General features: G+C 70.0%; 25 protein-coding genes and 2 riboswitches. Of the genes, 6 read left to right on the top strand and 19 right to left on the bottom strand.

Annotation, left to right across the window (positions count from 1 at the left end; genetic code table 11):
- Positions 1-7: 7 nt before the first annotated feature.
- From ACYVO7_RS07705 to ACYVO7_RS07675, 7 genes are all read right to left on the bottom strand, one after another.
- On the bottom strand, positions 8-556 hold the full coding sequence (locus ACYVO7_RS07705) for a F0F1 ATP synthase subunit B (protein WP_460449252.1): 549 nt from the start codon (positions 554-556) through the stop codon (positions 8-10).
- A 190-nt stretch (positions 557-746) separates the two neighbouring features.
- The gene (locus tag ACYVO7_RS07700; protein ID WP_091831801.1) at positions 747-974 is read right to left on the bottom strand and encodes a F0F1 ATP synthase subunit C; all 228 of its coding nucleotides are present in this window, start codon (positions 972-974) and stop codon (positions 747-749) included.
- Between the two features lie 52 nt (positions 975-1,026).
- A complete protein-coding gene (locus tag ACYVO7_RS07695) occupies positions 1,027-1,773 on the bottom strand; it encodes a F0F1 ATP synthase subunit A (RefSeq protein ID WP_460449251.1) in 747 nt (248 codons plus the stop codon).
- A gap of 111 nt (positions 1,774-1,884) precedes the next feature.
- Positions 1,885-2,076, bottom strand: coding sequence for an AtpZ/AtpI family protein (locus ACYVO7_RS07690; RefSeq protein ID WP_460449250.1), 192 nt, complete (start codon positions 2,074-2,076; stop codon positions 1,885-1,887).
- A 413-nt stretch (positions 2,077-2,489) separates the two neighbouring features.
- Positions 2,490-5,948: a chromosome segregation protein SMC gene (gene smc, locus ACYVO7_RS07685; protein WP_460449249.1), complete on the bottom strand. Its 3,459-nt coding sequence runs from the start codon at positions 5,946-5,948 to the stop codon at positions 2,490-2,492.
- 102 nt (positions 5,949-6,050) lie between these two features.
- Positions 6,051-6,692 (bottom strand): DsbA family protein, encoded by a 642-nt coding sequence (locus ACYVO7_RS07680; protein WP_460449575.1) that lies wholly within the window; start codon positions 6,690-6,692, stop codon positions 6,051-6,053.
- Between the two features lie 146 nt (positions 6,693-6,838).
- Positions 6,839-7,336: a DUF721 domain-containing protein gene (locus tag ACYVO7_RS07675; RefSeq protein ID WP_460449248.1), complete on the bottom strand. Its 498-nt coding sequence runs from the start codon at positions 7,334-7,336 to the stop codon at positions 6,839-6,841.
- Positions 7,337-7,390: 54 nt separating this feature from the next.
- Between ACYVO7_RS07675 and mutY the strand changes: the two genes are divergently transcribed.
- A complete protein-coding gene (gene mutY, locus ACYVO7_RS07670; protein ID WP_460449247.1) occupies positions 7,391-8,488 on the top strand; it encodes an A/G-specific adenine glycosylase in 1,098 nt (365 codons plus the stop codon).
- Between the two features lie 14 nt (positions 8,489-8,502).
- Here the strand turns inward: mutY and ACYVO7_RS07665 are convergent, their stop codons facing one another.
- The 4 genes from ACYVO7_RS07665 to ACYVO7_RS07650 all read right to left on the bottom strand — a co-directional run bounded on the left by ACYVO7_RS07665 (position 8,503) and on the right by ACYVO7_RS07650 (position 12,275).
- Complete coding sequence (locus ACYVO7_RS07665; protein WP_460449246.1) at positions 8,503-9,678, bottom strand: DNA methyltransferase; 1,176 nt, start codon at positions 9,676-9,678, stop codon at positions 8,503-8,505.
- 130 nt (positions 9,679-9,808) lie between these two features.
- Positions 9,809-10,390 (bottom strand): ribonuclease HII, encoded by a 582-nt coding sequence (locus tag ACYVO7_RS07660; RefSeq protein WP_460449574.1) that lies wholly within the window; start codon positions 10,388-10,390, stop codon positions 9,809-9,811.
- A gap of 276 nt (positions 10,391-10,666) precedes the next feature.
- The gene (locus tag ACYVO7_RS07655) at positions 10,667-11,116 is read right to left on the bottom strand and encodes a VOC family protein (RefSeq protein WP_460449245.1); all 450 of its coding nucleotides are present in this window, start codon (positions 11,114-11,116) and stop codon (positions 10,667-10,669) included.
- 22 nt (positions 11,117-11,138) lie between these two features.
- On the bottom strand, positions 11,139-12,275 hold the full coding sequence (locus ACYVO7_RS07650) for a PA0069 family radical SAM protein (protein WP_460449244.1): 1,137 nt from the start codon (positions 12,273-12,275) through the stop codon (positions 11,139-11,141).
- A 165-nt stretch (positions 12,276-12,440) separates the two neighbouring features.
- Between ACYVO7_RS07650 and ACYVO7_RS07645 the strand changes: the two genes are divergently transcribed.
- Positions 12,441-12,962, top strand: a complete 522-nt coding sequence (locus tag ACYVO7_RS07645) for a glycosyltransferase (RefSeq protein WP_460449243.1) — start codon at positions 12,441-12,443, stop codon at positions 12,960-12,962.
- 3 nt (positions 12,963-12,965) lie between these two features.
- Here the strand turns inward: ACYVO7_RS07645 and ypfJ are convergent, their stop codons facing one another.
- From ypfJ to ACYVO7_RS07605, 8 genes are all read right to left on the bottom strand, one after another.
- Positions 12,966-13,862: a KPN_02809 family neutral zinc metallopeptidase gene (ypfJ, locus tag ACYVO7_RS07640; protein ID WP_460449242.1), complete on the bottom strand. Its 897-nt coding sequence runs from the start codon at positions 13,860-13,862 to the stop codon at positions 12,966-12,968.
- 162 nt (positions 13,863-14,024) lie between these two features.
- Positions 14,025-15,602 (bottom strand): aminomethyl-transferring glycine dehydrogenase subunit GcvPB, encoded by a 1,578-nt coding sequence (gene gcvPB, locus ACYVO7_RS07635; RefSeq protein ID WP_460449241.1) that lies wholly within the window; start codon positions 15,600-15,602, stop codon positions 14,025-14,027.
- Entirely contained in the window at positions 15,596-15,913 is a 318-nt protein-coding gene (locus tag ACYVO7_RS07630) for a hypothetical protein (RefSeq protein ID WP_460449240.1), read from the bottom strand. Before ACYVO7_RS07630 ends, gcvPB begins: the two co-directional genes overlap by 7 nt.
- Positions 15,910-17,253, bottom strand: coding sequence for an aminomethyl-transferring glycine dehydrogenase subunit GcvPA (gcvPA, locus tag ACYVO7_RS07625; RefSeq protein WP_460449239.1), 1,344 nt, complete (start codon positions 17,251-17,253; stop codon positions 15,910-15,912). Before gcvPA ends, ACYVO7_RS07630 begins: the two co-directional genes overlap by 4 nt.
- A 28-nt stretch (positions 17,254-17,281) precedes the next feature.
- Positions 17,282-17,653 carry a glycine cleavage system protein GcvH gene (gcvH, locus tag ACYVO7_RS07620; RefSeq protein ID WP_460449238.1) on the bottom strand — a complete coding sequence of 124 codons (372 nt, stop codon included), beginning with the start codon at positions 17,651-17,653 and terminating at the stop codon, positions 17,282-17,284.
- Positions 17,654-17,679: 26 nt separating this feature from the next.
- Positions 17,680-18,873 (bottom strand): glycine cleavage system aminomethyltransferase GcvT, encoded by a 1,194-nt coding sequence (gcvT, locus tag ACYVO7_RS07615; protein ID WP_460449237.1) that lies wholly within the window; start codon positions 18,871-18,873, stop codon positions 17,680-17,682.
- Positions 18,874-18,928: 55 nt separating this feature from the next.
- Positions 18,929-19,029, bottom strand: a riboswitch (glycine riboswitch).
- Between the two features lie 3 nt (positions 19,030-19,032).
- A riboswitch (glycine riboswitch) is annotated at positions 19,033-19,138 on the bottom strand.
- A gap of 72 nt (positions 19,139-19,210) precedes the next feature.
- Positions 19,211-19,822, bottom strand: a complete 612-nt coding sequence (locus tag ACYVO7_RS07610; RefSeq protein ID WP_460449236.1) for a hypothetical protein — start codon at positions 19,820-19,822, stop codon at positions 19,211-19,213.
- 94 nt (positions 19,823-19,916) lie between these two features.
- Entirely contained in the window at positions 19,917-20,450 is a 534-nt protein-coding gene (locus ACYVO7_RS07605; protein ID WP_460449235.1) for an invasion associated locus B family protein, read from the bottom strand.
- A 395-nt stretch (positions 20,451-20,845) separates the two neighbouring features.
- Between ACYVO7_RS07605 and coxB the strand changes: the two genes are divergently transcribed.
- From coxB to ACYVO7_RS07585, 4 genes are all read left to right on the top strand, one after another.
- Positions 20,846-21,706, top strand: a complete 861-nt coding sequence (coxB, locus tag ACYVO7_RS07600) for a cytochrome c oxidase subunit II (protein WP_460449234.1) — start codon at positions 20,846-20,848, stop codon at positions 21,704-21,706.
- Positions 21,707-21,763: 57 nt separating this feature from the next.
- Positions 21,764-23,377 (top strand): cytochrome c oxidase subunit I, encoded by a 1,614-nt coding sequence (gene ctaD / locus ACYVO7_RS07595; RefSeq protein WP_460449233.1) that lies wholly within the window; start codon positions 21,764-21,766, stop codon positions 23,375-23,377.
- A gap of 175 nt (positions 23,378-23,552) precedes the next feature.
- Positions 23,553-24,527 (top strand): heme o synthase, encoded by a 975-nt coding sequence (locus ACYVO7_RS07590; RefSeq protein WP_460449232.1) that lies wholly within the window; start codon positions 23,553-23,555, stop codon positions 24,525-24,527.
- Positions 24,524-24,700 carry a hypothetical protein gene (locus tag ACYVO7_RS07585; protein WP_460449231.1) on the top strand — a complete coding sequence of 59 codons (177 nt, stop codon included), beginning with the start codon at positions 24,524-24,526 and terminating at the stop codon, positions 24,698-24,700. The genes ACYVO7_RS07590 and ACYVO7_RS07585 overlap by 4 nt, the downstream gene beginning before the upstream one ends.
- Positions 24,701-24,702 lie beyond the last annotated feature (2 nt).

The raw sequence follows: 24,702 nt of genomic DNA, 5'->3' as shown, positions 1-24,702 counted from the left end.
TCCTACCTCACTGTCCGAGCGTGCGGGCGACCGCCGCGTCGACCTCGTCCGTCGACGGCGTGCGGCCGACGAGCTGCTGGACGATGGCGGCGGTGGCGTCGGCCGCGATGCCGCGGACATTCTGCATGGCGCGGGTCTTGCCCTCGACGATTTGGCGTTCGGCCGCGTCCAGCTTCACGTGGAGATCGGCCTCGAGCGCCTTGCGCCGCGCCTCCGTCTCCGCCTGCAGCTTGTCGCGGGTCTCGCCGGCGATCGCCTGGGCGTTGGCCCGGGCGTCGGCGAGCGCCTTCTCGTAGGACGAAATGGCGGCGTCGGTCTGCGACTTCAGCCTTGCGGCCTCGTCGAGATCGGCCGTGATCTTGCCGTGGCGCTCGTCCAGGATGCGCGAGACGCGCGGAAGCGCCACCTTCGACATCAGGAGGTAGAGCGCGCCGAACGCCAGCGCCAGCCAGATCAGCTGAGAGCCGAACGTGCTGCTGTCGAAGGGCGGGAACGAGCCGCCGCCCTCATGGGCGCCGCCATGGGCCTGCGTCGTCGCGTTCGTGGTTTGCGCCATGACCTAACCTCTCAAAAGCAGGCGCCCTGTCAGTCGGGACCCGGAGCGGCGCGAGCGGCTCCGGGCTTGCTGACGGGCGACCGACCTGAAGCATCGCCGCTGCGCCGGTCCGTTCAAGCCCGTGCGGGCCTGCTGCGGACCGGGATCGCGCGGCCCGCCGGCAGCGAGCCGGCGGACGCCTGAGCGTGGATCAGACGGCGAAGAGCAGCAGGAGGGCGATGAGCAGCGAGAAGATGCCCAGCGCTTCCGTCAGCGCGAAGCCGAGGAGCAGCGTGCCGCGCTGGCCGTCGGCGGCCGACGGGTTGCGCAGGGCGCCGGAGAGGAACTGGCCGAACAGGTTGCCGAGGCCAATGCCGGCGCCCGCCATGCCGAGGCAGGCCAGACCAGCGCCAATGTACTTCGCAGCGACGGGATCCATGGAAAACTCCTTGAGGTCGGATCGGTAGGGAGGGTTTGTCCCGGCCGGGAGATCAGTGGCCGGGGTGGAGGGCGTCGTTGAGGTAGATCGAGGTCAACGTGGCGAACACGTAGGCCTGGAGAACCGCAACAAGAACTTCAAGCGCCGTGAGCGCCACGGTGAGCGCCAGCGGCAGCGGGGAGATGATCCCCCAGGCGCCGGCGGCGAGCAGCGAGCCGATGAAGCCCGCGAAAATCTTCAGCGCGATGTGGCCGGCCAGCATGTTGGCGAAGAGACGCACGGAAAGGCTGATCGGCCGCGAGATGAAGGAGATGATCTCGATCGGCACCAGGATGGCCAGCATCACCGGCGGCACGCCGCCCGGGACGAACAGGCCGAAGAAATGCGTGCCGTGCTTCATCACGCCGTAGACGATGACCACGCCGATCACCAGCAGCGCCAGGGCGGCCGTGATGATGATGTGGCTGGTCACCGTGAAGCTGTAGGGGATCAGGCCCGCCAGATTCAGGATCAGCACGAACATGAAGAGCGAGAACACGAAGGGGAAGAAGCGCATCCCCTCATTGCCGGCGGAACTTCGGACGGTGTTGGCTACGAACTCGTAGGAGAGCTCCACCATCGACTGGATGCGGCCCGGCACCAGCGTGCGGCCGCTCGTTCCCCACAGCATGAACAGGGTGATGACGCCCACCGCGATCAGCATGAAAAGGGCTGAATTGGTGAACACGATCTCCTGGTGACCGATATGGCCAAGGGTCGTGTAGGACTTCAGCTGGAACTGGTGGATCGGATCGGCCATGGCCGGTCTGGCCCTCTCTCGCTTCCGCGCCGACCGGGAGTGGTCCACGCTGATCGCTGCCGAAGCAGCCTTGCATTCGAAAGACCCGCAGGCGGCGACGCCTCCGGGGCCTCAGGGTTTCGGCGGCCGGGTGAAGCCGGACGCCCGCATCACATTCCAGACGCCCGCGCCGAAGCCGAGCATCAGGCCCACGATCAGACCCCACGGCTTGGAGCCCACCATGGCGTCGATCGCCCAGCCGAGACCGCATCCCGCGATGATGCCGGCCACGAATTCCGTCGACAAACGGAAGGCCTTGCCCATCGCGGAGGGATCCCCTCCGCTCGTCTCGCGGGAACGCTGCTGCTCCTGCCCGGTCTCCCGGACTTGGTCAAGCCGCTTGCCCAGACGATCGAGCCTGGCTGAGAGTTCGACGTCCTGCGAGGCGCGAGCCTTGTCTCCGTTCCCGTTCGGCGTTCCGTCACTCATGGGCGAAGCCGCGCTCCCGGGTTCGGAGCGCCGCCCTGGCGCCCCCCTGAAAGTCGCGCGCACCATAGTTTCCGGTCCGGCGGGTGTCAAGAATGGGGCGCCAGCCGTTAAGTCTCTGATTTTGTGTCAAAAATGCCGTCTTCGACGAATGGACGGATCAATGGCCGTCACAGGTTGCGGGCAGGTTGCGCGCCGCCCCGCCGGTCCAGGGTTGCGCAGCCCTGCTGCGGCCTCGGATTGTCGCCGTCCTACACCGCCTCGGCGAGTTTCTCGGCCAGGCCGAGATCCACCGAAACGAGCTGGCTCACGCCGCGCTCGGCCATGGTGACGCCGAACAGGCGATCCATGCGGGCCATGGTGATGGGATTGTGGGTGATGACGAGGAACCGCGTCTCAGTCTCCCGCGCCATGTCGCGCAGGAGGTCGCAGTAGCGCTCGACGTTCGAATCGTCCAGCGGCGCGTCCACCTCGTCGAGCACGCAGATCGGCGACGGATTGGTGAGGAACACCGCGAAGATGAGCGCGATCGCGGTCAGCGCCTGCTCTCCGCCGGAGAGGAGCGTCATCGTCTGCGGCTTCTTGCCGGGCGGCCGGGCGACGATCTCCAGGCCCGCCTCGAGCGGGTCGTACGATTCGATGAGTTCGAGCTGGGCCGTGCCTCCGCCGAACAGGCTGGTGAACAGCCGCTCGAAATGGCCCTGCACGACCGCGAAGGCGGCGAGGAGGCGCTCGCGCCCTTCCCTGTTCAGGCTCTGGATGGCCGTGCGCAGGCGCTTGATGGCTTCGGTCAGATCGTCCCGCTCGCCCGTGAGGGCGTCGCGCTGGGTCTCGACGGCCGTCAGCTCTTCCTCGGCCCGGAGATTGACGGCGCCCAGCCGCTCACGGTCGCCCCGCATCGTCTCCAGCCGGCGCTCCACCAGGGCGGCGTCGGGCAGGTCGGCGCCGGGCGCGACGCCGCTGAGCTCGGGAAGCTGGTCCGGGAGCGCGTCCAGCCGCTCGGCGACGGCCCTGACGATCTCGGAGAAGCGGTCGCGGGCGGCTTCCAGGCGCGCCTCGGAGCGGACCTTTTCCTCGCGGGCGGCGGCCAGCGCCGCGAGCGCCTCGTGGGCGAGGCGGTCCGCGGCGGTGTGGATCTCGGCCGCCTCCGCCAGCCGGTCGCGCGCCAGGCTGCGGGCGGCTTCGGCCTCGGAGATCCCGGTGAGGATGAGCCGGCGCTGCTCGAGGAACTGCTCGGGCGCTTCGCGCAACGCCTCGCGCTCCTCCTCGACCTCCGCCTGGCGGCGCTCGATCTCGTCGATCTGGCCGAGCGCGCGCTGGCGGCGCTCGGTCCAGGCTCCTCTCTCGGCAGCGATCGCTTGGCGCCGGCGCGCCCGCATCTCGACCTCGCGCTGGACGCTCTGGACCAGGATCCTGGCCTCGTTGACGGCCTGGCGATCCTGCGCGGCGCGCTGGCGGGCCGTTTCGAGCCCGGCCTCGAGTTCGGCCGCGCCCGGGAGGTCGGCGAGCTGCGCCGCGAGGCCCTCGCGGCGCGCCTGCGCGTCTTCGGCTTCGGCGCTGAGGCGGCTGTGCGCCTCCGCCATGGCGGACCGCTTGGCCGCCGCGTCGCCGCGCCGCCGTTGCGCGGCGGCCAGCCTCTCGCGCACCGCATCGAGACCGCGGCGCATCATCTGCGTGGTCTCGAAGCCCATGGTCTCGTCCTGGGCGGCCGCCCGCACGGCCGCGTCGGCGATCTCGCCTTCGTGGCGCAGGCGCTCGGCGGCCTCGCGAGCCGCCTGCGCCTCGCCCTTGAGTTCGCCGAGCCGGTTGCGCTCGGCCAGCCGGCGGGCGGCCGGCGTCGGCGCCTCGGCGGCGGCGGTGAGGCCGTCCCAGCGCCAGAGATCGCCTTCGCGCGACACGAGACGCTGTCCCGGCTTGAGGGTTGCGCGCAGGGCGGCGCCGTGCGCCCGGTCCACCACGCCGACCTGCCGCAGGCGCCGGGCCAGCGCGGCCGGAGCCGCGACGACCTCGGAGAGAGCGCGGGCGCCGGCGGGCAGCGCGGGGTCGCCCTCCCCGGCCCCGGTCTCGGCCCAGTGGGCCGGCGCGGCGGGGTCGATCGAGGCGTCCAGGTCGTCGCCCAGGGCCGCCCCCAGCGCCGCCTCGTAGCCGCGCTCGGCGCTGAGCCTGTCGATGGCGCGCGGCCATCGTTCGCCGCCGCCCGAGGCCAGCATCTTCTCCAGGGTGCGGACTTCGGTCTCCAGCCGCTGCGCCCGGCGGTCCGCCTCCTGGGCGGGGGCCCGCAGCCGGTCGGCCGCCTCGCGGGCCGCCGCATGCTGGGCCCGGGCCGCTTGCGCCCGGTCCTCGGCTTCGGCGTAGGACTCAGCGACCTGCTCCATCTCGGCCTCGAGCGCGGCGAGGTCGACGTCTCCGCCCAGGCTGGCGTCGAGCACGGCGAGGTCGCGGCCCACGCGTTCAGCCTCGCGGGTCAGCCGGACGATCCGCTCGTCGGCCTCCTTGAGCGCGCGTTCGGCGGCCGAGCGCCTGGCGTTCCGGTCGGCCAAGGCCGACTGGGCGGCGCCGAGCGCGGCCTCCGAGTCGAAGAGAACGTCCTCCAGCTCGGCCAGGCGCTCGCGCGCTTCCGCCTGCGCCTCGGCCGCGCCTTCGGCGTCGTCGCCGAGCCCCTCCTCCTCGGCGGCGAGACGCTCCAGCGCGGCGGCGGCGTCGTCCACGAGGGCGCGTTCGCGGGCCGCGTCGCGGGTGAGTTCGAAGGCGCGGCGCTCCAGCTCGCCGGCGCGCTCGCCCGCGCGCTTCTCCTCGGCGTCCAGCGCGTCGCGGGCCAGCGTCAGGCGTTGCAGGGCCGCGCCCGCCGCGATTTCGGCGTCGCGCAGCCCCGGGATGGCGTGGGCGGCCACGGCCTGGTCGCGCGCGGCCTTGCCCTGCGCCGCGGTGCGCTCCGCCACGAGCCGAAGATCGGCCTCGACCTTGCGCTCGGCCTCCGCGACGCCGTCGCGCGCCTCGCGCCAGCCGATATAAAGGAGCAGCGCCTCCGCCCGGCGGATGTCCGAGGCGAGCGAGCGGTAGCGGGAGGCTTGGCGGGCCTGCCGCTTCAGGCTCTCCACCTGTCCGTCGATCTGCTGCAGCACGTCCTCGACGCGCAGGAGATTGTCCTCGGCGGCCTTCAGCCGCATCTCCGCTTCGTGCCGGCGGGAGTGGAGGCCCGCGATGCCGGCGGCGTCCTCCAGAATGCGCCGGCGCGCCTGGGGCTTGGCGGCGATGATCTCGCCGATCTGGCCCTGCCGCACCATGGCGGGCGAACGCGCGCCGGTGGCGGCGTCGGCGAACAGGAGCTGCACGTCGCGGGCGCGCACCTCGCGGCCGTTGATCCGATAGGTGGAGCCCGACTCGCGCTCGATCCGACGGGAGACGTCCAGGCTTTCGGCGTCGTTGAAGGCGGCCGGGGCGCCGCGGTCGGAGTTGTCGACCAGCAGCGCGACTTCGGCGGTGTTCCGGCTGGGGCGGCTGCCCGAGCCGGAAAAGATGACGTCGTCCATGCCGGAGGCGCGCAGGCTCTTGAAGGAGCTCTCGCCCATCACCCAGCGCAGCGCTTCGACGAGGTTGGACTTGCCGCAGCCGTTCGGCCCCACCACGCCGGTGAGGCCCGGCTCGATCAGGAAGTCGGTCGGCTCGACGAAGGTCTTGAAGCCGACGAGGCGCAGGCGGGTCAGCTTCATGCCGCGCCCGCCGCGATCGAACCGGGGAGATCACGTCGGGGCGGCGCGGCGGCGCAGGCCCGCGACGCCGGCCGGTCCGCCGCGGCGGCGCCGGCCTGGCCCTCAGCCTCCGACGAGCGGAGCGAGGATCTTGTCGAGCTCCTCAATCGTGATGGCCCCGCGCTGAACCTGCCCGTTGATGAAGAATGTGGGGGTGGAGTTGACGCCCAGCTTCTCGGCCCCCCGATCCTTGACCCAGTTCACGGCGTCATAGATCTGCTGGTTCTTCAAGCAGGACTCGAACTTTTCCTGTGTAAAACCGGCCTGCTTCATCAGCTTGGAGAGCGCGTCGACCGGCTTGTCGGTGAAGGCCCAGTCCCGCTGCTTGGAGAACAGCAGATCGGTGACCGCATAGTATTTGTCGGCGCCGTCGCACCGGGCGAGCATGAAGCCGGCGGTGGCGAGCGGGTCGAGCGGGAACTCCCGCAGCGAGAAGCGCACCTTGCCGGTATCGATGTATTTGGACTTCAGCGCCGGCCAGGTGGTGGCGTGGAAATGGGCGCAGTGCGAGCACGTCATCGACGCATATTCGATGATGGTGCACTTGGCGTCCGCGCTGCCGAGCCAGACGTCGCCCAACGGGCCCGCGACGCCGAGATCGGCTGCGGTCGGCGACTGCGCGAAGGCCGCGTCCGGAAAGGCCGGCGATGCGGCCGCGAGACCGAGCGCGGCGATCCCTTGAACGACGTTGCGGCGGGTCGTGATCACAAAGCTCTCCTCAATGCAGGATGCCGGCCGAGAAAGGCCGCTTGTCTTGAATCCGGCGACTGTGAAGGGCCGGCGCGGATGTGGCAAGGCGACAGTCGCACGCGCCATTCACGAAAGCGCGCCTGCGCCGGCGCCGGCGCGCCTCACCCGTCGCGGCGGGCCATGACGCCGGCCCCGAGACGCACGAGCGCCTCGCGCAGGCCTTCGTCGGCCATTTCGCCGACCCGGCGGCGCGCCTCCTCGATGGTGGGGGCGTCCGGCAGCCGCACTGCGGCCTTGGCCGGGCGGTCTCGTCCGACCGGCCCCTGCCGGAAGCTGAGCCGCCCGACGCAGCGCCAGCCATAGCGCGTGTTGACGCGCTCGACGATCACCGGCGCGAGGTGCTGCAGCTCCAGCGCGAAGGCGCCCTCCACACGCACCACCAGGATGGCCGGGTCGGACGGCTCGTCCGGGCCCATGCCCTTGGGCCTGCGCGGCCACTGGATCTTCACCGGCTCGCAATAGGGGGCCAGCCGTTCGCCGACGATCTCCGGCCAGGCGACGACGACGTCCGACGCCGCGAACCCCTGCGCGGCCAGCGCCGGGGCGATGCAGTCGTCCACGAGGTCGGCGAGGGTGCGGAGCGCTGGCTTCTTCTTCACAGGCGACGATCCGCTCACTTCACGGCCGGCGGGAGCGCGGCTACACAGGCCCGCATGGTACCCCCTCGATCCTCCCCCGCAAACCCTGTCGCCGCATCTGCGGCGGGACGGCCGGATCCGGCCGCGCTGCTGGCCTGGTACGACCGGCACCGCCGGGCCCTGCCCTGGCGGTCCCTGCCCGGACAGGCGCCGGACCCCTACCGGGTCTGGCTGTCGGAGATCATGCTCCAGCAGACCACGGTGCGGGCCGTGAAGCCCTATTTCGAGCGCTTCTTGACCCTTTTCCCCACCGTGGAGGCCCTGGCCGCGGCGCCCGCCGAGGACGTCATGAAGGCCTGGGCCGGGCTCGGCTACTATTCGCGCGCACGCAACCTGCATGCCTGCGCCAAGGCCGTGGTCGACCGGTTCGGCGGGCGTTTTCCGGCGAGCGAGGACGAACTGCGCAGCCTGCCCGGCGTCGGCGCCTATACGGCGGCGGCGATCGCGTCCATCGCGTTCGACCGGCGCGCCATCGTGGTGGACGGGAACGTGGAGCGCGTCGCCACGCGCCTTTACACGGTGCGGCGGCCGCTGCCCGGCGCCAAGCCGCTGATCCGCGACCTGGTCGACGGGCTCACCCCCGATGCGCGCCCGGGCGACTTCGCCCAGGCCATGATGGATCTCGGGGCGACCATCTGCACCCCGAAAAGCCCGGCCTGCGGGCTCTGCCCATGGCGGACGCCCTGCCAGGCGCGGGCCGAGGGCGCGCCGGAGATCTACCCCTTCAAGGACAAGAAGGCGACCGGCGCGCTGAGGCGCGGCGCCGCCTATGTGGCGGTGACGCAGGACGGCCTCATCCTGGTGCGCACCCGCCCGCCGAAGGGGCTGCTCGGCGGCATGACGGAGGCGCCCACCAGCGCCTGGGCGGCGGACTTCGCCGAGGAGGCGCCCGGCGCGTCAGCTCCGATGCGCGCCGATTGGCGCCGCCTCCCCGGCGTGGTGGAGCACGTGTTCACCCATTTCCCGCTGCATCTCACCGTGTACCGGGCGGACGTGCCGGCGGGGACGGCCGCGCCGGAGGGCTGCCGCTGGGTCCCGGTCGCCGGGCTGGCCGGCGAGGCGCTTCCCACCGTGATGCGCAAGGTGGTGGCGCACGGCCTGGAGCGCGCCTGAGCCGAGACGGTCCGTCAGGCCGCCGCCATCGCGGTGCGGATGGACTTGCGCAGGTCGTCGATGGGCCTCAGCGCGCCGCCGCCGCCGGTGTGCCAGAAGGTCCAGCCATTGCAGGCGGGAAGCCCCTGGGCCAGGGCGCCGATCTTGTGGATGGATCCGACCAGGTCGCCCAGGGCCAGCGAGCCGTCGGCGCGCACGACCGCCTGGTAGCGCCGCCGCTCGTCGGTGAGCACCGCTCCGGGCGCCAGCAGCCCCGCCTCCACGACGGACAGGAACGGGATGCGCGGCTCGCTGCGCTTTTCGGGCGGCAGCGCGAGGGCGTCGGCGGGCAGCGGCTCGACTTTGGCGATGCGGGCCATCGCCGCATCCGCGTAGCCGCGCTCGCGCTCCACGCCGATGAAGCTGCGCCCCAGGCGCCGCGCCACCGCCCCGGTGGTGCCACTGCCGAAGAAGGGGTCCAGCACCACGTCGCCGGGATTGGACGACGACATCATCACCCGGGCGAGCAGCGCCTCGGGCTTCTGGGTGGGGTGGAGCTTGCGCCCCTGCGCATCCTTCAGCCGCTCGCCGCCCGTGCAGAGAGGTAGATACCAGTCCGAGCGGACCTGCAGGTCCTCGTTGCCGGCCTTCAAGGCGTCGTAGTGGAAGGTGTAGGCCTTGGCGTCCGCGCTCTTCGTGGCCCAGATCATCGTCTCATGGGCGTTGGTGAAGCGGCGGCCGCGGAAATTCGGCATCGGGTTGGCCTTGCGCCAGACCACGTCGTTGAGGATCCAGAAGCCCAGATCCTGCAGGATCGCGCCGACCCGGAAGATGTTGTGGTAGGAGCCGATCACCCACAGCGTGGCGGTGGGCTTCATCACCCGCCGGCACGACAGCAGCCAGGCGCGGGTGAAATGGTCATAGGCCTCGAAGCTGGCGAACTTGTCCCAGTCGTCGTCGACCGCGTCCACCAGCGACTGGTCCGGACGGGTGAGCGCGCCTTCGAGCTGAAGATTGTAGGGCGGGTCCGCGAAGACGAGGTCGACGCTCGCGTCCGGCAGCTTCGCGAGCTCGGCGACGCAGTCGCCGACCAGCACGGTGTCGAGGGGGAGAGCGCAATGCTCCATCCGAGGTGACGACGGCGGACGCCCGGTACGCGAGACCTTATTCCGGGATCCGACGTCGACTGCCTCGGTACGCGGGGTACCCATGGCGCAACACCATTTACGCAACTGAACGAGGGGCAGAGTGCAGGCGCCAAGGTAAAGGGCAAGTTTCCAAGACGAAAATAATTCGTCTCGAATGAGAACAATGCTAGGCAGTTTTTGCCTATACTATGCTTTATTCTTCATTAACGATCGCGCCGCCGAGCGGCGAGAACGTGAAGCGGTGGAAGGGGCATGGCCCGTTCTCCGCCAACGCCGACCGGTGGGCGGCGGTCGCATAGCCCGCATGGCGCTCGAAGCCATAGGCGGGGTAGTGCCGGCCGAGGCGCATCATCAACCGGTCGCGCGTGACCTTGGCGACGATGGACGCGGCCGCGATGGAGCAGACCAGCCTATCGCCCTTGACGACGGCTTCGCCGGGGCCGTCCCAGGCCGGCAGGTCGCGCCCGTCCACCAGGATATAGCCCGGCGGCTTGACGAGGCCGCCGAGAGCGCGCCGCATCGCCTCGAGGGAGGCCTTGCGGATGTCGGTCGCGTCGATGCGGGCGGCCGACATCGACGCCACCGCGACATCCGCGGTGGCCAGGATCTCCTCATAGAGCTCGTCACGCCGGGCGGCCGTCAGAAGCTTGGAATCGGCGAGGCCGTTCGGGATGCGCTTCGGGTCGAGCACGACCGCGCAGGCCACCACGGGTCCGGCGAGCGGCCCCCGGCCGGCCTCGTCGACGCCGGCGACGGGCCTGAAGCCCTTGCGCATGAGGGAGCGCTCCCGCCGGTAGTCGGGCCATGCGGGCGCCGCAGCCGGCTTGGGGGCGGGACGCGCGACGCCGCCGGTCTTGCCTTCGTCGGGCTGGCCCTGGTCGGGCTGGCCCCGGGCGGGAATGGCGGCGTCGGTGCGGGCGATTCGCGGCATCCCGCCATCCTCGCCCCTTCGCGGCCGGGGGCAAGCGCCGGGTCGCGGTCATCCCCGCTGTCCCCTGTCCGCGTCGCGCGCCGCCCCGCCGAACCGTCCGCTACCGCGCGCTGCGGGACGTCAGCCGCCTCCGGGCCCAGGAGGCGGGAGGACGATCCGGCCTTCGGCGTCCAACGGCCAGAACGGGTTGTGGGCGATCTCCCAGACATGACCGTCCGGATCCGCCACATAGCCCACATAGCCGCCCCAGTGGGTCTCGTGCGGCGGCTTCAGGACCGCGCCGCCCGCAGCCGCGGCTTCGGCCAGCACGCGGTCCACCTCCGCCCGGCTCGGCTGGTTCTGGGCGAGCGTCATGGCCGCGCCCGGGCCGGAAGCGGCCCCCTGGCCGAGGTCGCGGGCGAGGTCGCCGCGGCCATAGAGCGACAGCACGATTCCGCCCAGGTCGAAGAAGGACGCCTCGGGCTGGCTCGCCGAAGACAGCGGCCATCCCAGCGCCTGGTAGAAGCGGGTCGCCGCGGCGACGTCCGCCACGGCGAGCGTGATCAGGCTGATGCGGGGCGCGACGGCCATTCTGGATCCCCCTCGGCGTCCCTCAGAACAAAGTGAGCTGCTCGCCGGCGCGCTTGGGCGGCGTGAACAGGTCGGTCCGCAGCTTCAGGCGGCGCTTGTTCAGTTCGAGCTTTTCGGCGGCGATCTCGAAGCGGCGGCCGATCATCCACGCATAGGGCCCGTCTCCGGTCATCCGCTCCCCCCACTTGGCGTCATAGTCCTTTCCGCCGCGGGTGGACCGGATCAGCGACAGCACGTGCCGAAGCTTGCCGGGATGATGCTCCAGGAGCCATTCGCGGAAAAGGTCGCGCACCTCGTGCGGCAGGCGAAGCAGCACGTAGCCGGCCTCGCGGGCGCCGGCCGCCGCCGCGGCCGCCAGGATGGCCTCGATCTCCGGATCGTTCACGGCCGGGATGATCGGCGCCACCATCACGGAAGCCGGCACGCCCGCCTGCGAGAGCTGGCGGATGGCGTCCAGGCGCTTCGCCGGGGTCGCGGCGCGCGGCTCCATCGTGCGGGCGAGCTTGGGGTCGAGCGTGGTGATCGAGAGCGCCACCTTGGCGAGGCCCTTCTCGGCCATGGGCCCGAGGATGTCGATGTCGCGGGTGACCAGGGCCGACTTGGTGACGATGCCGACCGGATGGTTGGCGCGGGAGAGCACCTCCAGGATCGAGCGCATTACGCGATGCTCGCGCTCGATGGGCTGGTAGGGATCGGTGTTGGTGCCGATCGCGATCGTGCGCGGAGAATAGCCCTGCGCCGACAGCTCCCGCTCCAGGAGTTCGGCGGCTCCCTGCTTGACGAACAGCTTGGATTCGAAATCGAGGCCGGGCGACAGCCCCATATAGGCGTGCGTGGGCCGGGCGAAGCAGTACACGCAGCCATGCTCGCAGCCCCGGTAGGGGTTGATCGAGCGATCGAAGGAGATGTCGGGCGATTCGTTGCGGGTGATGACGGTCTTGGCCTTCTCGGCGATCACCTGCGTGACGAAGGCCGGCAGGTCTTCCGACGAGCCCCAGCCGTCGTCCTCGACCACGCGCGCGATAGGCTCGAAGCGCCCCGACTTGTTGGAGACCGCGCCCCGCCCGCGACGGCGCCCGGCGTCGACCAGGTCGGCCTCGTTGACGCCGTCGCCGATTTGATAGTTGAGGGGCCGGGGTTCAGGCCGGAGCTTCAGCATCGGCTGATTCCAATTTGTGAACAGAGGGAGAACAGACACCGGAACGAGGCCTTTGGCAAGATGTTCCTGCCCTGTTCTCCTCCGCTCCACCCACGGTGGCCCTTTCCACCCAGGGTGGCCCTTCCCCGCGTTCCTCAACCCGGTCGACCGTGCTAAGGCCCGCGCATGCTGACGGTGATGATCCCGGCGCTCGACGACGAGCCCGCCTTGCTCGACACGATCGCCGCGCTGGTCCCGGCGGCGGCGGAGGGCGTGGTGCGCGACGTGATTCTGATCGCCCCCGAGACGACGGGCTTCGTGGCCGTCGTGGCGGACGCGGCCGGCTGCGCGCTCGTCCGGGCGGAGGGCGGCAGGCCGGAGATGCTGGCCGCCGGCGCCGCCTCGGCCCGCTGCGCGTGGTCGCTGGTCATCGAGCCTGGTCTCGTCCCGGCGGGCGGCTGGATGGACGAGGCCGCCGACTTCCTGGCCGGCTCGCCCGACGGGGCGCGTGGCGCCGCGTTCACGCTCACGCCGCGTGGGGGACGCGGTCGCCTCAGGGCCATGCTGGCCAATGGCGGCGCCAGCCTGCTCGGCCGGCCCCATCCGGCCGCCGCCCTGATCGTGGCGACCGAACGGCTCGCCGCGCGCAATCTGCCGCGGGTGGTGCGGCTCGCCAGCCCGATGATCGACCGCCGGGGCCGGCGCTAGCCCTCAGAGCCGTTGCGTCTGGAAGGTGTTGCAGGTCCTCACGTCGCCGTTCTTGAGCCCGGTCATCAGCCAGCGCACCCGCTGCTCCGACGAGCCGTGGGTGAAGCTGTCGGGCACCGCATAGCCCTGGCTCTGGCGCTGCAGGCGGTCGTCGCCGATGGCGGTCGCGGCCGCCACGGCCTGGCGCACGTCGTTCTCGTCGATATTGCTGCGGCGCTGGTTCATCTTGTTGGCCCAGACCCCGGCGAGGCAGTCGGCCATCAGCTCCACGCGGACGGAGAGATTGTTGGCCTCGCCCCGGTCCGCGGCGCGGCGCTGCGCCTGCTGGACCTTGGGCAGGATGCCGAGCAGGTTCTCGACATGGTGGCCGACCTCATGCGCGATCACATAGGCGTAGGCGAAGTCGCCGCCGCCGCCGAAGCGGCGCTGCATGTCCTGGAAGAAGGACGTGTCGAGATACACCTTCTGATCAACCGGGCAGTAGAACGGCCCCATGGCGGACTGGGCCGAGCCGCAGGCGGACTGGGTCGCGCCGGAGAACAGCACCAGCCTCGGCTTGGCGTACTCACGATTGGCCTGCTGCGGCAGGACCTGCGACCACACATCCTCCGTCTCGCCGAGGATCTTGGCCACGAAGCGGCCGGCGTCGTCCGCGGGCGAGCTGGTCGGGGCCGGCCGGGACTGCTGGGTGGGAGCGCGGTTCGACACCATCTCGGCGCCGCCGATGAGGATGCGCGGATCGATGCCGAGCGCCCAGCCGGCCAGGCTGAGCACGATCACCGCGCCGATGCCGAGCCGGCCGCCGCCGAGCCCGAAGCCGGTTCCGCCGCCGCCGAAACCGCCGCCGTCTCCACGGCGGTCCTCGACGTTCTCTGACGTGCGCAGATCGTCCCAACGCATGACGGTTTTCCCTCACCGGGCGCGGCGGGCTCGTCCGCGCAGTCTCAGGCACAAATGGCGCTGACCGCAGGTTGGTTGCAAGGGGTACATTGGATTGGGTCGAGCCCGCCCGGACGGCGGGCCCACCCGGCCCGCTCGCCGGGCGGGCGGCCCGGGCGAATGCTACTCGGCCGCGTCGCGGACGGGGGACGGCGGGGTCCAGCGCAGCACGGGAGACCGCGCCGCCCGGGTCTCGTCCAGCCGCCGCAGCGGCGCGAAATGGGGCGCGCCCGTGAAGCGCTCCGTCTCGCCCCGCTTCGCCGCCATCGCGAGATCGCGCAAGGTCGCCACGAAGAGGTCGAGCGAGGCCTTCGACTCCGACTCGGTCGGCTCGATCAGCATCGCCCCGTGCACCACCAGCGGGAAATACACCGTCATGGGATGATAGCCCTCGTCGATCATCGCCTTCGCGAAATCGAGCGTGGTCACGCCCGAGCCCTTCAGCCACGCGTCGTCGAACAGGACCTCGTGCATGCAGGGCCGGTCGCCGAAGGGCTGAGACATCAGGTCCGACAGGCAGGCCCGCACGTAGTTGGCGTTCAGCACGGCGTCCTCGGAGGCCTGCTTCATTCCGTCGGCCCCATGCGACAGCATGTAGGAGAGCGCCCGCACGAACATGCCCATCTGGCCGTGGAAGGCGGTGAGCCGCCCGAACGGGCTCGCGCCGCCCTCCTCGGCCTCGGCGGCGTGCTCGACCAGGGCGAAGCCGTCGGCGGACCGCGTCACGAAGGGCGTCGGAGCGAAGGCCGCGAGCCTGTCGGACAGGACGACCGGGCCCGAGCCCGGCCCGCCGCCGCCATGCGGGGTCGAGAAGGTCTTGTGCAGGTTGATGTGCATGGCGTCGACGCCGAGGTCGCCCGGCCGCGCCTTGCCGACGATGGCGTTGAAATTCGCCCCGTCGCAGTAGAAGTAGGCGCCGGCCTCGTGCATCGCCGCCGCGATGGCGACGATGTCGGGCTCGAACAGCCCGCAGGTGTTGGGGTTGGTGAGCATGATGGCGGCGACGTCCGGCCCGACCAGGGCGCGCACGGTCTCGGGGTCGACCGTCCCGTCCGGCCGCACCGGAACGGGCTTCACCGCAAAGCCGATCAGGGCGGCGGTGGCCGGGTTCGTGCCATGGGCGGATTCGGGCACCAGCACGGTCCTGCGGACCTCGCCTTCGCCCCGCGCCGCGATCGCGGCCTTGATGGCCATCATGCCGCAGAGCTCGCCATGGGCGCCGGCCTTGGGCGACATCGCGACCGCGCGCATCCCGGTCAGCTCCATCAGCCAGGCCGCCAGCATGTCGATCAGCTCGAGCGCGCCCTGGACCGTGGAGACCGGCTGAAGGGGGTGGATGTCGCCGAAGCCCGGCAGCCGCGCCATGCGCTCATTGAGCCGGGGATTGTGCTTCATCGTGCAGGAGCCGAGCGGGAACAGGCCCGTATCGATGCCGTAGTTCTTCTGCGACAGCCGCACATAGTGCCGCATGGCCTCCGGCTCGGAGAGCCCGGGAAGGCCGACGCCGTCGGTGCGCTCGAGCCCGCCCAGCCGGGGCGTGAACGGCTCCGGCTCGTCGATGTCCACGCCGGTGGCGTCGACGCGCCCGATCTCGAAGATCAGGGGCTCGACCTGCTGGAGAGCGCGGTTGCCCGTGAAGGTGGCGCGCTCCGCCATGTGTGCGTCGGTGGGGGAAGTGGGGCGTCCCTGGCGGTTCAGCATGGGCTAGGATCCGGAAACTTTATTGCGGTTATTATGCCGAACTCAATCGACCCGATCAGCTCTATGCATTTTTTTGCTCGCTGCGGTGATAAATTCAAATACGAATAGTCACCAATATGATGAATACTCTCCCTAATCTCTTCATTCAGCCTTCTGAACAATGGTCGCACATCTTCCGGAAAATCAGAATCTTGCAACTTGAACAGATAACTGCGATATGCGCTGAGAAGCCTTTTTGAAAATGGTTTTGCGCTGGATGCCATCATTGCAAGTGACATTGAGAGCTGAACTTGTACGTATCCGAGGCTCATTTCAGCGCCTCCCTCAGGCCCGCCACGAGGGCGGCGCGGTCGTCATCGGTGTTGATCTCGGAGGAGGCGACCAGCAGAAGGTCGTCCAGCCCGGCTCCCGGCAGCAGGCGCGACACGGGCACGCCGGCCATGATCCCGCGCCCGGCCAGAGTCTCGACAAGGGCGGCGGCGGGCTTCTTCAAACGCAGCGTGAACTCGTTGAAGTAGCTTCGATTGATAACCTCAACCTCAGCTAGAGATTCCAGCGCCTCGTGCAGCTTGACCGCATGGGCGTGGTTGACCCTCGCCAGGCGCTGCAGCCCCGCCGAGCCGAGAAGCGACATGTGGATCGTGAAGGCCAGGCAGCAAAGGCCTGAATTCGTGCAGATATTCGAGGTGGCCTTGTCGCGCCGGATGTGCTGCTCGCGCGTGGAGAGCGTCAGCACGAAGCCGCGGGCGCCGTCCGCATCCACGGTCTCGCCGCAGAGGCGTCCCGGCATCTGGCGAACGTACTTTTGCCTCGTGGCGAAGAGGCCCACATAGGGACCGCCGAAATTCAGGCCGTTGCCGATGGACTGGCCCTCGGCCGACACGATGTCGGCGCCCATGGCGCCGGGCGGCGTCACCAGCCCCAGAGACAGCGCCTCGGTGACGACGGCGACCAGCAGCGCGCCCTCGGCGTGGCACTTGTCCGCGACCGCGCGCAGGTCCCGCAGATGGCCGAACAGGTCCGGCGTCTGCACCACCACGCAGGAGACCGATCCGTCGATGGCGGCCAGGAGGTCCTCGGTCGCGGTCACGTCCGGCGGCAAAGTGACGACCTCGTCCTCGGCCATGCGCGACAGGGTCCGCACCACCTCGGCGTAGTGCGGATGCAGTCCGCCCGACAGCACGGCCTTGCGCCGCCGGGTGATCCGGTGGGCCATCAGCACGGCTTCCGCGCATCCCGTGGAGCCGTCATACATGGAGGCGTTGGCCACCTCCATGCCGGTCAGGGCCGCCACCTGGGTCTGGAACTCGAACAGGTAGTGCAGCGTGCCCTGGGCGATCTCCGGCTGGTAGGGCGTGTAGCTCGTCAGGAACTCGGAGCGCTGGATCAGGTGGTCCACGGTGGCCGGGACATGGTGCTTGTAGGCGCCGGCCCCGACGAAGAACGGGACCGAGCCGGCCGCCACGTTCCGGGCCGCCAGCCGGCCCAGCAGGCGCTCCACCTCCATCTCGCTCTTGCGGCGCGGCAGGTCGGGCAGGCCGGCCCGGCGCTTGTCGGCGGGGATGTCGGCGAAGAGGTCGTCGATGGAGCCGACGCCGATCCGCGCCAGCATGTCGGCGCGCTCGAGGTCGGACAAAGGCAGGTAGCGCATGGCGGCTCCGTGGTCGTCCGTGATCGGGTCAGAGCGAGGCCACGAGGGCCTTGTATTCGTCTTCGCCCATCAGGCCGTCGAGCTCGGCCGGATCGGCGATCCGCAGCTTCACGAACCAGCCCCGGCCGAGCGGGTCCTCGTTCACCACGCCGGGAGCGCCCTCCAGCTCGGAATTGACCTCCAGCACCTCCCCGCTCACGGGGGCGAAGACCTCGCTGGCCGCCTTGACGCTCTCCACGACCGCGGCCTCGGTCCCCTTCGCGATGGTTTTCCCGACCGCCGGAAGCTCGACGAACACGACGTCGCCGAGTTGCTGCTGGGCGTAGTCGGTGATGCCTACGACGCCGGCGTCGCCCTCGACGCGGACATATTCATGGTCCTTGGTGAACTTGATGGTCATGCAGGGCTCCTGTTCGGCGGAGGGCGTCAGGCCGGGGCGGCCAGCGACTTGCGGGCGTAGCGGTGCGGGACGAATGGCATGGCGACGACCTTGGCCGGCAGGGCCGAGCCGCGCACCATCAGGGCGAGCGATGAGCCGACGGCCGCGAAGGCCGGCTCGACATAGCCCATCGCAATGGGGCCGCCGACCGTAGGGCCGAACCCGCCGGAGGTGACCTTGCCGACGGGCCGGCCGTCCGGCGCGACGATCTCGGCGCCTTCGCGGGCCGGCGCCCGACCTTCCGGCTTGAGCCCCACGCGCAGGCGAGGCGGCCCCTCGGCCAGTTCGCGGCGGACGCGCTCGAAGCCGGGGAAGCCGCCCTCCTCGCGCCGGCGCTTCTGCATGGACCACACGAGCGCCGCCTCCACGGGCGAGGTCGTCTCGTCGATGTCGTGGCCGTACAGGCAGAGCCCCGCCTCCAGCCGCAGCGAATCGCGCGCGCCGAGCCCGATCGGCTTCACCAGCGGATCGGCCAGCAGGACGTCCGCCACGGCCTCCAGCCGCTTCGCCCGGACCGAGATCTCGAAGCCGTCCTCGCCCGTGTAGCCGGAGCGCGAGACATGGACCGGGACGCCGTCGAAGTCGGTGGCGCGGGCCGACATGAAGCCCAGATCCGCCGCGCCGGGGCAATGGCGCGCCAGGATCTCGGCCGCTTTCGGGCCCTGGAGAGCGATCAGGCCGCGCTGGGGCGCCCGGAGAAGGCGGACCTCCGGCCCGAGGCGTCCCTCGATGTGGGACCAGTCGTCATCCTTGCGGGAGGCGTTCACCACCAGCATGAGCACGCCCTCCTCGCCCTCCTCGGCGGGTCGGGTCACCATGAGGTCGTCGAGGATGCCGCCGCGCTCGTTCAAAAGCTGCGTGTAGCGCTGCTGGCCGGGCTTCATGCCCAGGATGTCGGCCGGGCACAGCGCCTCCAGGGCGCGCGCCGTCGTCTCGTGGTCGGGACCGACCAGGAAGCCCTGGCCCATATGCGAGACGTCGAAGAAGCCGGCGTTCTCGCGCGTCCACTGGTGTTCGGCCAGGATTCCGGTGGGGTATTGCACCGGCATGTCGTAGCCGGCGAACGGCGCCATGCGGGCGCCCAGCGCGCGGTGGCGCGAGGCCAGCGGCGTCAGCAGCAGCGGAGCGGGAGGCGGGGCGGTCGGATCGGCTTCGGCGGTCGGCGGGACTGGATCGGCCATTCGGGTCTCCCGGACAGGATTGCGCGGCCGGACCCCACTGTCCGGTTCGCGCCCCCTCTGTCCAAGTGACCTGAGAGATTTCCTTCACGCCGCCCGAAAGCGGATGAAGTTACCCCCGTCGGTGGACGCGCGACCAGCGCGCGCCGCTTTCCAGAGCGCCAGCTCTCCGCGGTCCATTGGGCCTGAGCGTTTCCGGGGCGGTTGCGCCTTCGGCGCCGGCGACCAGGGCCTTACGGCCCCCGCCGGACTCTTCCGCGGAGATCAGAAGCATGACTGTGGTAGGTGAGCCCCCGCGCCGAGTCAATCGCAGGGGGCCGGCCCGCGCGAGGCGGGCCGGTCAGCCGCGCTTGCGGCGGGGCTTGGACGGGCCCGCGGCGCGGCCGTTCGGGTCGAAGCCGACATAGATCTCCAGGTCGCCGCCCTCCTTGGGGGCCATCAGGCCTTCCTGGACCATGACGAAGGAGGCCTGGGTGTCGCCCTGCGGGATGGTGACGGTCGTGCGCTGGAGCTGGGAGGCGACCACCCGGTCGCCGCGCTTCACCACGAATCGGACCGGCGCGACGAAGCTGCCCGGCGAGCCGCCCGGCCCCAGCAGCGCGCGTCCCTCGATGCCGACCTTGATGGCGATCTGGCCGCCGACCGCCCGGCATTCGCGCGCCGTCTGGCCGATGGAGAGCTGGCTGCGCAGATTGCCGCCCGCCTCCTGCTTCAAGGCCGCGGTGCCGTCCAGGATCTGCACGGAGGGGCAGTCGATCTCCTCCTCGGGCGCGCTCATCGAGGCCGGTACGGTCGGGCCGGCGTATTTGAACATGTTCATGAAGCTCGAGCCCCCCGACGGGGTCGACGCGACTGGCTCGCTCGAGCCGCCGAAGGTGTTGCATCCCGCCAGGAGGGCCGCGACGGCCGAGGCTGCGGCGAGGCGGGCGAAACGCGGAACGGACCGGAACATCGAGATCTCCAGGCGAGGCGCCAGGGCGGCGAGAGGCGATCCTTTACCACACGGACCGCGGATGCACAGGGTGGCCAGCCGACTTCCCCCCCGCTCAGGGCAGCGAGTCGAAGGCGCTCGGAAAACCGTTGAGCGAGACCGGGATGCCGATCCCCTCCTCGGGGGTCTGGAACACGATGAAGGTGGCGGCCTGCCCGCCCTTCAGCTTGCCCAGGAGCTCGTCGTCCATGATCACCTCGGCGATGCAGCCGGTGGGTAGGCAGCGGACGAAGCCGGCGCGGCCGACATCGGCCTGGTCGATCTTGAGCCCGAGGCCGGCCGGCAGCAGCACGCCCAGCGGCGCGATCACGCGCAGGAGGCGGCTCTTGCCGTCCGCGGTCTTCAGAACGATCACCACGAGGGTGACGTTCGGCTTGTCCTCGGCCTGGACGCTCTGAACCAGCGCGCATTGCTCGGTCTTGGCGCCGGCGGGCGTCTCGCAGCGCATCTGCCAGTCGCCGAAGCTGTTCTTCACCGGCCCCTGCGCCCGCGCCGGCTGGGCCGACACCAGGAGGACGACGGCGAACGCCGCCACGGCGGCGCGTGCGAAAACGGCCCGGACGCGTCCGGCCGACGCGGCGCCCGGCAAGGGGCGGTTCCGTTCAGTCGGATTCGATGGAGCCATCGACATGGGGGCGCTCCCGTTGCTATGCCACGCAGGGCGTCGGGCGCCTCGGCGGCGCCGGTCGGATCGTTGGGACCATGGGGAGAATGCGCTGTCAAGGCGCGGCGATCGGAGCCGGGACGGCGCGAGCCGTGCGCAAAACCGCAATCAAGCGTGCATATGACGCACAGATTTCGCCAAACGACGCGATTGCGCTCGTGACGGCTTTGTGGTCTTTGCCCTAAATCAAACTGAGCGAGGTTTGGTCAGCGCGTCCACGCGGCTGTGGTCCTGCCGGTGTCTCCCGGGAGGATCGGCCGCCCCCCCCGAGACGCGGCGCGCCGATGAGCCGGGCACAATTCAGGTCAGGAGATTCGCAGGTGACGATTCGTTTCTGGAACCGGTCAGCGCTCGCGCTTGCGACGCTCGGTCTCAGCATTTCCGGTCCGGCTTTCGCCGCGCCCGGACATCCCGAACCCTGGCAGATGGGCTTTCAGGACGCCGTATCCCCGGTGGCCGAGTTCGTGCACGACTTCCACACCGCGCTGGTCTGGATCATCACGGCGATCACGCTGTTCGTGCTCGCCCTGCTGGTCGCCGTCGTCGTGAAGTTCAACGAGAAGGCCAATCCGACGCCGTCCCGCACGACGCACCACACCGGGCTGGAGATCGCCTGGACGATCATTCCGGTGCTCATCCTGGTGGGCATCGCGATCCCGTCCTTCCGGCTGCTGAAGTACCAGATCGAGCTGCCCAAGGCCGACATCACCATCAAGGCCATCGGCAACCAGTGGTACTGGTCCTACGAGTACCCGCAGGACCAGGGCGGCGGCTTCAAGTTCGACAGCTACATGCTGACGCGCGAGGACGCCCAGAAGGCCGGCCAGCCGGCGCTTCTCGCGGTGGACAACGAAGTGGTCCTGCCCACGGGCAAGACGGTCGTCATCCAGGTGGTCGGCGCGGACGTGATCCACTCCTTCTCGGTGCCGTCGCTGGCCTTCCGCATGGACGCCATCCCGGGCCGCCTGAACCAGACCTGGTTCACGACCGACCGCGAGGGCGTCTACTACGGCCAGTGCTCGCGCCTGTGCGGGCAGAACCACGCCTTCATGCCGATCGCGATCCGGGTGGTGAGCCCCGAGAAGTACACGGCGTGGCTGGCGGACGCGAAGAAGAAGTTCGCGTCGCTCGACTCGAACGAGACCGTGAAGGTCGCCGCGCGCTGGACCCCCGTCGAGTGACGACCTGACCACCCGAACAGGACAGCGCTAGACTTTCAGCGATCTGGGACAGACATCATGGCAACTGCGGCACTGGCGCACGACGCGCACGCACATCACCCGACCGGCTGGCGCCGGTGGGTGCTGTCGACCAACCACAAAGACATCGGGACGATGTACCTGATCTTCGGCCTCATGGCCGGACTGATCGGCGGCGCGTTGTCGATCGCGATGCGGCTCGAGCTCCAGGAGCCGGGCCTCCAGTATTTCACCAATCCGCAGACCTACAACGTGTTCGTCACCGGACACGGGCTGATCATGGTGTTCTTCCTGGTCATGCCGACGCTGATCGGCGGCTTCGGGAACTGGTTCGTGCCGATCATGATCGGAGCGCCGGACATGGCGTTCCCGCGCATGAACAACATCTCGTTCTGGCTCCTGCCCTCGTCGCTGACCCTGCTGCTGATCTCCCTCTTCGTCGAGGGCGCGCCCGGCTCCAACGGCTTCGGCGGCGGCTGGACGGTGTATCCGCCGCTGTCCACCTCCGGCCATCCCGGCCCGGCGCTCGACTTCGGCATCCTGTCGCTGCATCTGGCCGGCGCGTCGTCGATCCTCGGCGCGATCAACTTCATCACCACCATCCTGAACATGCGCGCGCCGGGCATGACCCTGCACAAGATGCCGCTGTTCGCCTGGGCGATGCTGGTGACGGCGTTCCTGCTGCTGCTGTCGCTGCCCGTCCTGGCCGGCGCCATCACGATGCTGCTGACGGACCGCAACTTCGGCACGACCTTCTTCGACCCGTCGGGCGGCGGCGACCCGGTGCTCTACCAGCACCTGTTCTGGTTCTTCGGCCACCCCGAAGTCTACATCATGATCCTGCCGGCCTTCGGCATCGTCAGCCACATCATCTCGACCTTCTCCAAGAAGCCGATCTTCGGCTATCTCGGAATGGCCTACGCCATGGTGGCGATCGGCGCCGTGGGCTTCGTCGTGTGGGCCCACCACATGTACACGGCCGGCCTGTCGCTCGACACGCAGCGCTACTTCGTGTTCGCCACGATGGTGATCGCGGTGCCGACGGGCGTGAAGGTGTTCTCCTGGATCGCGACGATGTGGGGCGGCTCGATCCGCTTCACCGCCCCGATGATCTGGGCGATGGGCTTCATCTTCCTGTTCACCGTGGGCGGCGTGACGGGCGTGGTGCTCGCCAATGCGGGCGTCGACCGCCAGTTGCACAACACCTATTACGTGGTGGCGCACTTCCACTACGTGCTCTCGCTGGGCGCGGTGTTCGGCATCTTCGCCGCCTGGTACTACTGGTTCCCGAAGATGAGCGGCTATGTGATCCCGGACTGGATCGGCCGCCTGCACTTCTGGATCGCCTTCGTCGGCGCAAACCTGCTGTTCTTCCCGATGCACTTCACGGGCCTGGCCGGCATGCCGCGCCACTACGTGGACTATCCGGACGCCTTCGCGGGCTGGAACAGGATCTCGTCCTTCGGCTCCTACATCTTCGCGCTGGGCCTGCTGGTGTTCTTCTACGGCGTGTACACCGCCTTCAGCCGCAAGGAGCTCGCTGGCGAGAACCCCTGGGGCGCGGGCGCCACGACGCTGGAGTGGACCTTGTCGTCGCCTCCGCCGTTCCATCAGTTCGAGACCCTGCCCCGCATCACGGGCTCGGACCACTAATCAGGCGCGGGGCCGGCTTCGGCCGGCCCCGTCCCCGCCCGCCGATCCTTCGCCTCTCCGCCCGCCGGGCGGCGACGCCGAGGACCGGTCGACCGGGCCGAAAGCCCGGCCGCCCATCGCAAGGGAGCGAACCTTCCTGAGGCCGCCCCCTCCCACCGGAGCACACGTCGCGTTCATGTCAGCCGTCACCGACAGCATCATCCACGAAAGCCGGTCAGGCGTGTCGAACGGCACCGCCGGCGACTTCTTCTCGCTGCTGAAGCCGCGGGTGATGTCGCTCGTCGTGTTCACCGCGCTGGTCGGGATGATGCTGGCGCCGCACGTGAACCCGGTGATCGGCTTTGCGGCCCTGCTGGCCATCGCCGTCGGGGCCGGCGCGTCCGGCTGCCTCAACATGTGGTACGACGCCGACATCGACGCGATGATGAGCCGGACCGCCAAGCGGCCGATTCCGGCCGGCCGCATCACCCGCGAGGAGGCCCTGGCCTTCGGGATGACGCTTTCGGTCGGCTCCGTGGCGACGCTCGGCCTGATCACCAACTGGGTCGCGGCCGGAATGCTGGCCTTCACCATCTTCTTCTACGCCGTGATCTATTCGATGTGGCTGAAGCGGGCGACCGCGCAGAACATCGTCATCGGCGGCGCGGCGGGCGCGATCCCGCCCATGATCGGCTACGCGGCCGTGACCGGGACGGTCTCGATCGAGACCTTCGTGCTGTTCGCCATCATCTTCCTGTGGACCCCTCCCCACTTCTGGGCTCTGGCGCTCGTGAAGTCGGACGACTACCGCCGGGCCGGCATCCCGATGCTGCCCGTCGTGGCCGGCGAGGACGCCACCCGGCTGCAGATCCTGCTCTACACCCTCGTCCTGGCGCCCGTCGCCGTGCTGCCGAGCGTAATGGGGTTCGCCGGCGTCTTCTACGCGATCGTGTCGACGGTGACCGGGGCGATGATGATCGTCCTGGCGCTGCGGATCTATCGCCGGCGCACGGGCGAGGCGGCCCGCAAGGCCGCGATCGGGCTCTTCGCCTTCTCGATCCTGTATCTCTTCCTGCTCTACGCCGTCCTGCTCGCCGAGCAGCTCATCGGGCTCGACCGGATCTCGGCCTTCGTCGGTTTCGTCGGTCGGCTGGCCGGAGGCGCGGCGTGAGCGGCGGCGGCCCCACCGACGAGAACAAGGGCGTCGTGCTGACCGCCGAGGAGACCCGGCGCCAGCGCTCCCGCTCCGTTGCGCTGGGCCTCGTGCTGGGCGGCCTCGTGCTGCTGTTCTTCGTCGTCACGCTCGCCAAGCTGGGCGGGAACGTGGCCAACCGGCCCTTGTGACC

This window comes from Alsobacter sp. SYSU BS001988, from assembly GCF_054796215.1.
Note: the sequence above shows the minus strand (reverse complement) of the source record. Positions and strands in the feature narration are given on the sequence as shown.

Bases quoted from the DNA above. Each gene is read 5' to 3' on its own strand.
- ACYVO7_RS07610 (WP_460449236.1), bottom strand. From the start codon at position 19,822: ATGTTCCGGTCCGTTCCGCGTTTCGCCCGCCTCGCCGCAGCCTCGGCC.
- ACYVO7_RS07645 (WP_460449243.1), top strand. From the start codon at position 12,441: ATGCTGACGGTGATGATCCCGGCGCTCGACGACGAGCCCGCCTTGCTC.
- smc (WP_460449249.1), bottom strand. From the start codon at position 5,948: ATGAAGCTGACCCGCCTGCGCCTCGTCGGCTTCAAGACCTTCGTCGAG.
- ACYVO7_RS07660 (WP_460449574.1), bottom strand. From the start codon at position 10,390: ATGCGCAAGGGCTTCAGGCCCGTCGCCGGCGTCGACGAGGCCGGCCGG.
- ACYVO7_RS07700 (WP_091831801.1), bottom strand. From the start codon at position 974: ATGGATCCCGTCGCTGCGAAGTACATTGGCGCTGGTCTGGCCTGCCTC.
- ACYVO7_RS07695 (WP_460449251.1), bottom strand. From the start codon at position 1,773: ATGGCCGATCCGATCCACCAGTTCCAGCTGAAGTCCTACACGACCCTT.
- ACYVO7_RS07690 (WP_460449250.1), bottom strand. From the start codon at position 2,076: ATGGGCAAGGCCTTCCGTTTGTCGACGGAATTCGTGGCCGGCATCATC.
- gcvH (WP_460449238.1), bottom strand. From the start codon at position 17,653: ATGACCATCAAGTTCACCAAGGACCATGAATATGTCCGCGTCGAGGGC.
- ACYVO7_RS07590 (WP_460449232.1), top strand. From the start codon at position 23,553: ATGTCAGCCGTCACCGACAGCATCATCCACGAAAGCCGGTCAGGCGTG.
- ACYVO7_RS07665 (WP_460449246.1), bottom strand. From the start codon at position 9,678: ATGGGTACCCCGCGTACCGAGGCAGTCGACGTCGGATCCCGGAATAAG.
- ACYVO7_RS07655 (WP_460449245.1), bottom strand. From the start codon at position 11,116: ATGGCCGTCGCGCCCCGCATCAGCCTGATCACGCTCGCCGTGGCGGAC.
- ACYVO7_RS07705 (WP_460449252.1), bottom strand. From the start codon at position 556: ATGGCGCAAACCACGAACGCGACGACGCAGGCCCATGGCGGCGCCCAT.
- gcvPA (WP_460449239.1), bottom strand. From the start codon at position 17,253: ATGCGCTACCTGCCTTTGTCCGACCTCGAGCGCGCCGACATGCTGGCG.
- ACYVO7_RS07630 (WP_460449240.1), bottom strand. From the start codon at position 15,913: ATGAGCCTCGGATACGTACAAGTTCAGCTCTCAATGTCACTTGCAATG.
- ACYVO7_RS07650 (WP_460449244.1), bottom strand. From the start codon at position 12,275: ATGCTGAAGCTCCGGCCTGAACCCCGGCCCCTCAACTATCAAATCGGC.
- mutY (WP_460449247.1), top strand. From the start codon at position 7,391: ATGGTACCCCCTCGATCCTCCCCCGCAAACCCTGTCGCCGCATCTGCG.
- ypfJ (WP_460449242.1), bottom strand. From the start codon at position 13,862: ATGCGTTGGGACGATCTGCGCACGTCAGAGAACGTCGAGGACCGCCGT.
- gcvT (WP_460449237.1), bottom strand. From the start codon at position 18,873: ATGGCCGATCCAGTCCCGCCGACCGCCGAAGCCGATCCGACCGCCCCG.
- ctaD (WP_460449233.1), top strand. From the start codon at position 21,764: ATGGCAACTGCGGCACTGGCGCACGACGCGCACGCACATCACCCGACC.
- gcvPB (WP_460449241.1), bottom strand. From the start codon at position 15,602: ATGCTGAACCGCCAGGGACGCCCCACTTCCCCCACCGACGCACACATG.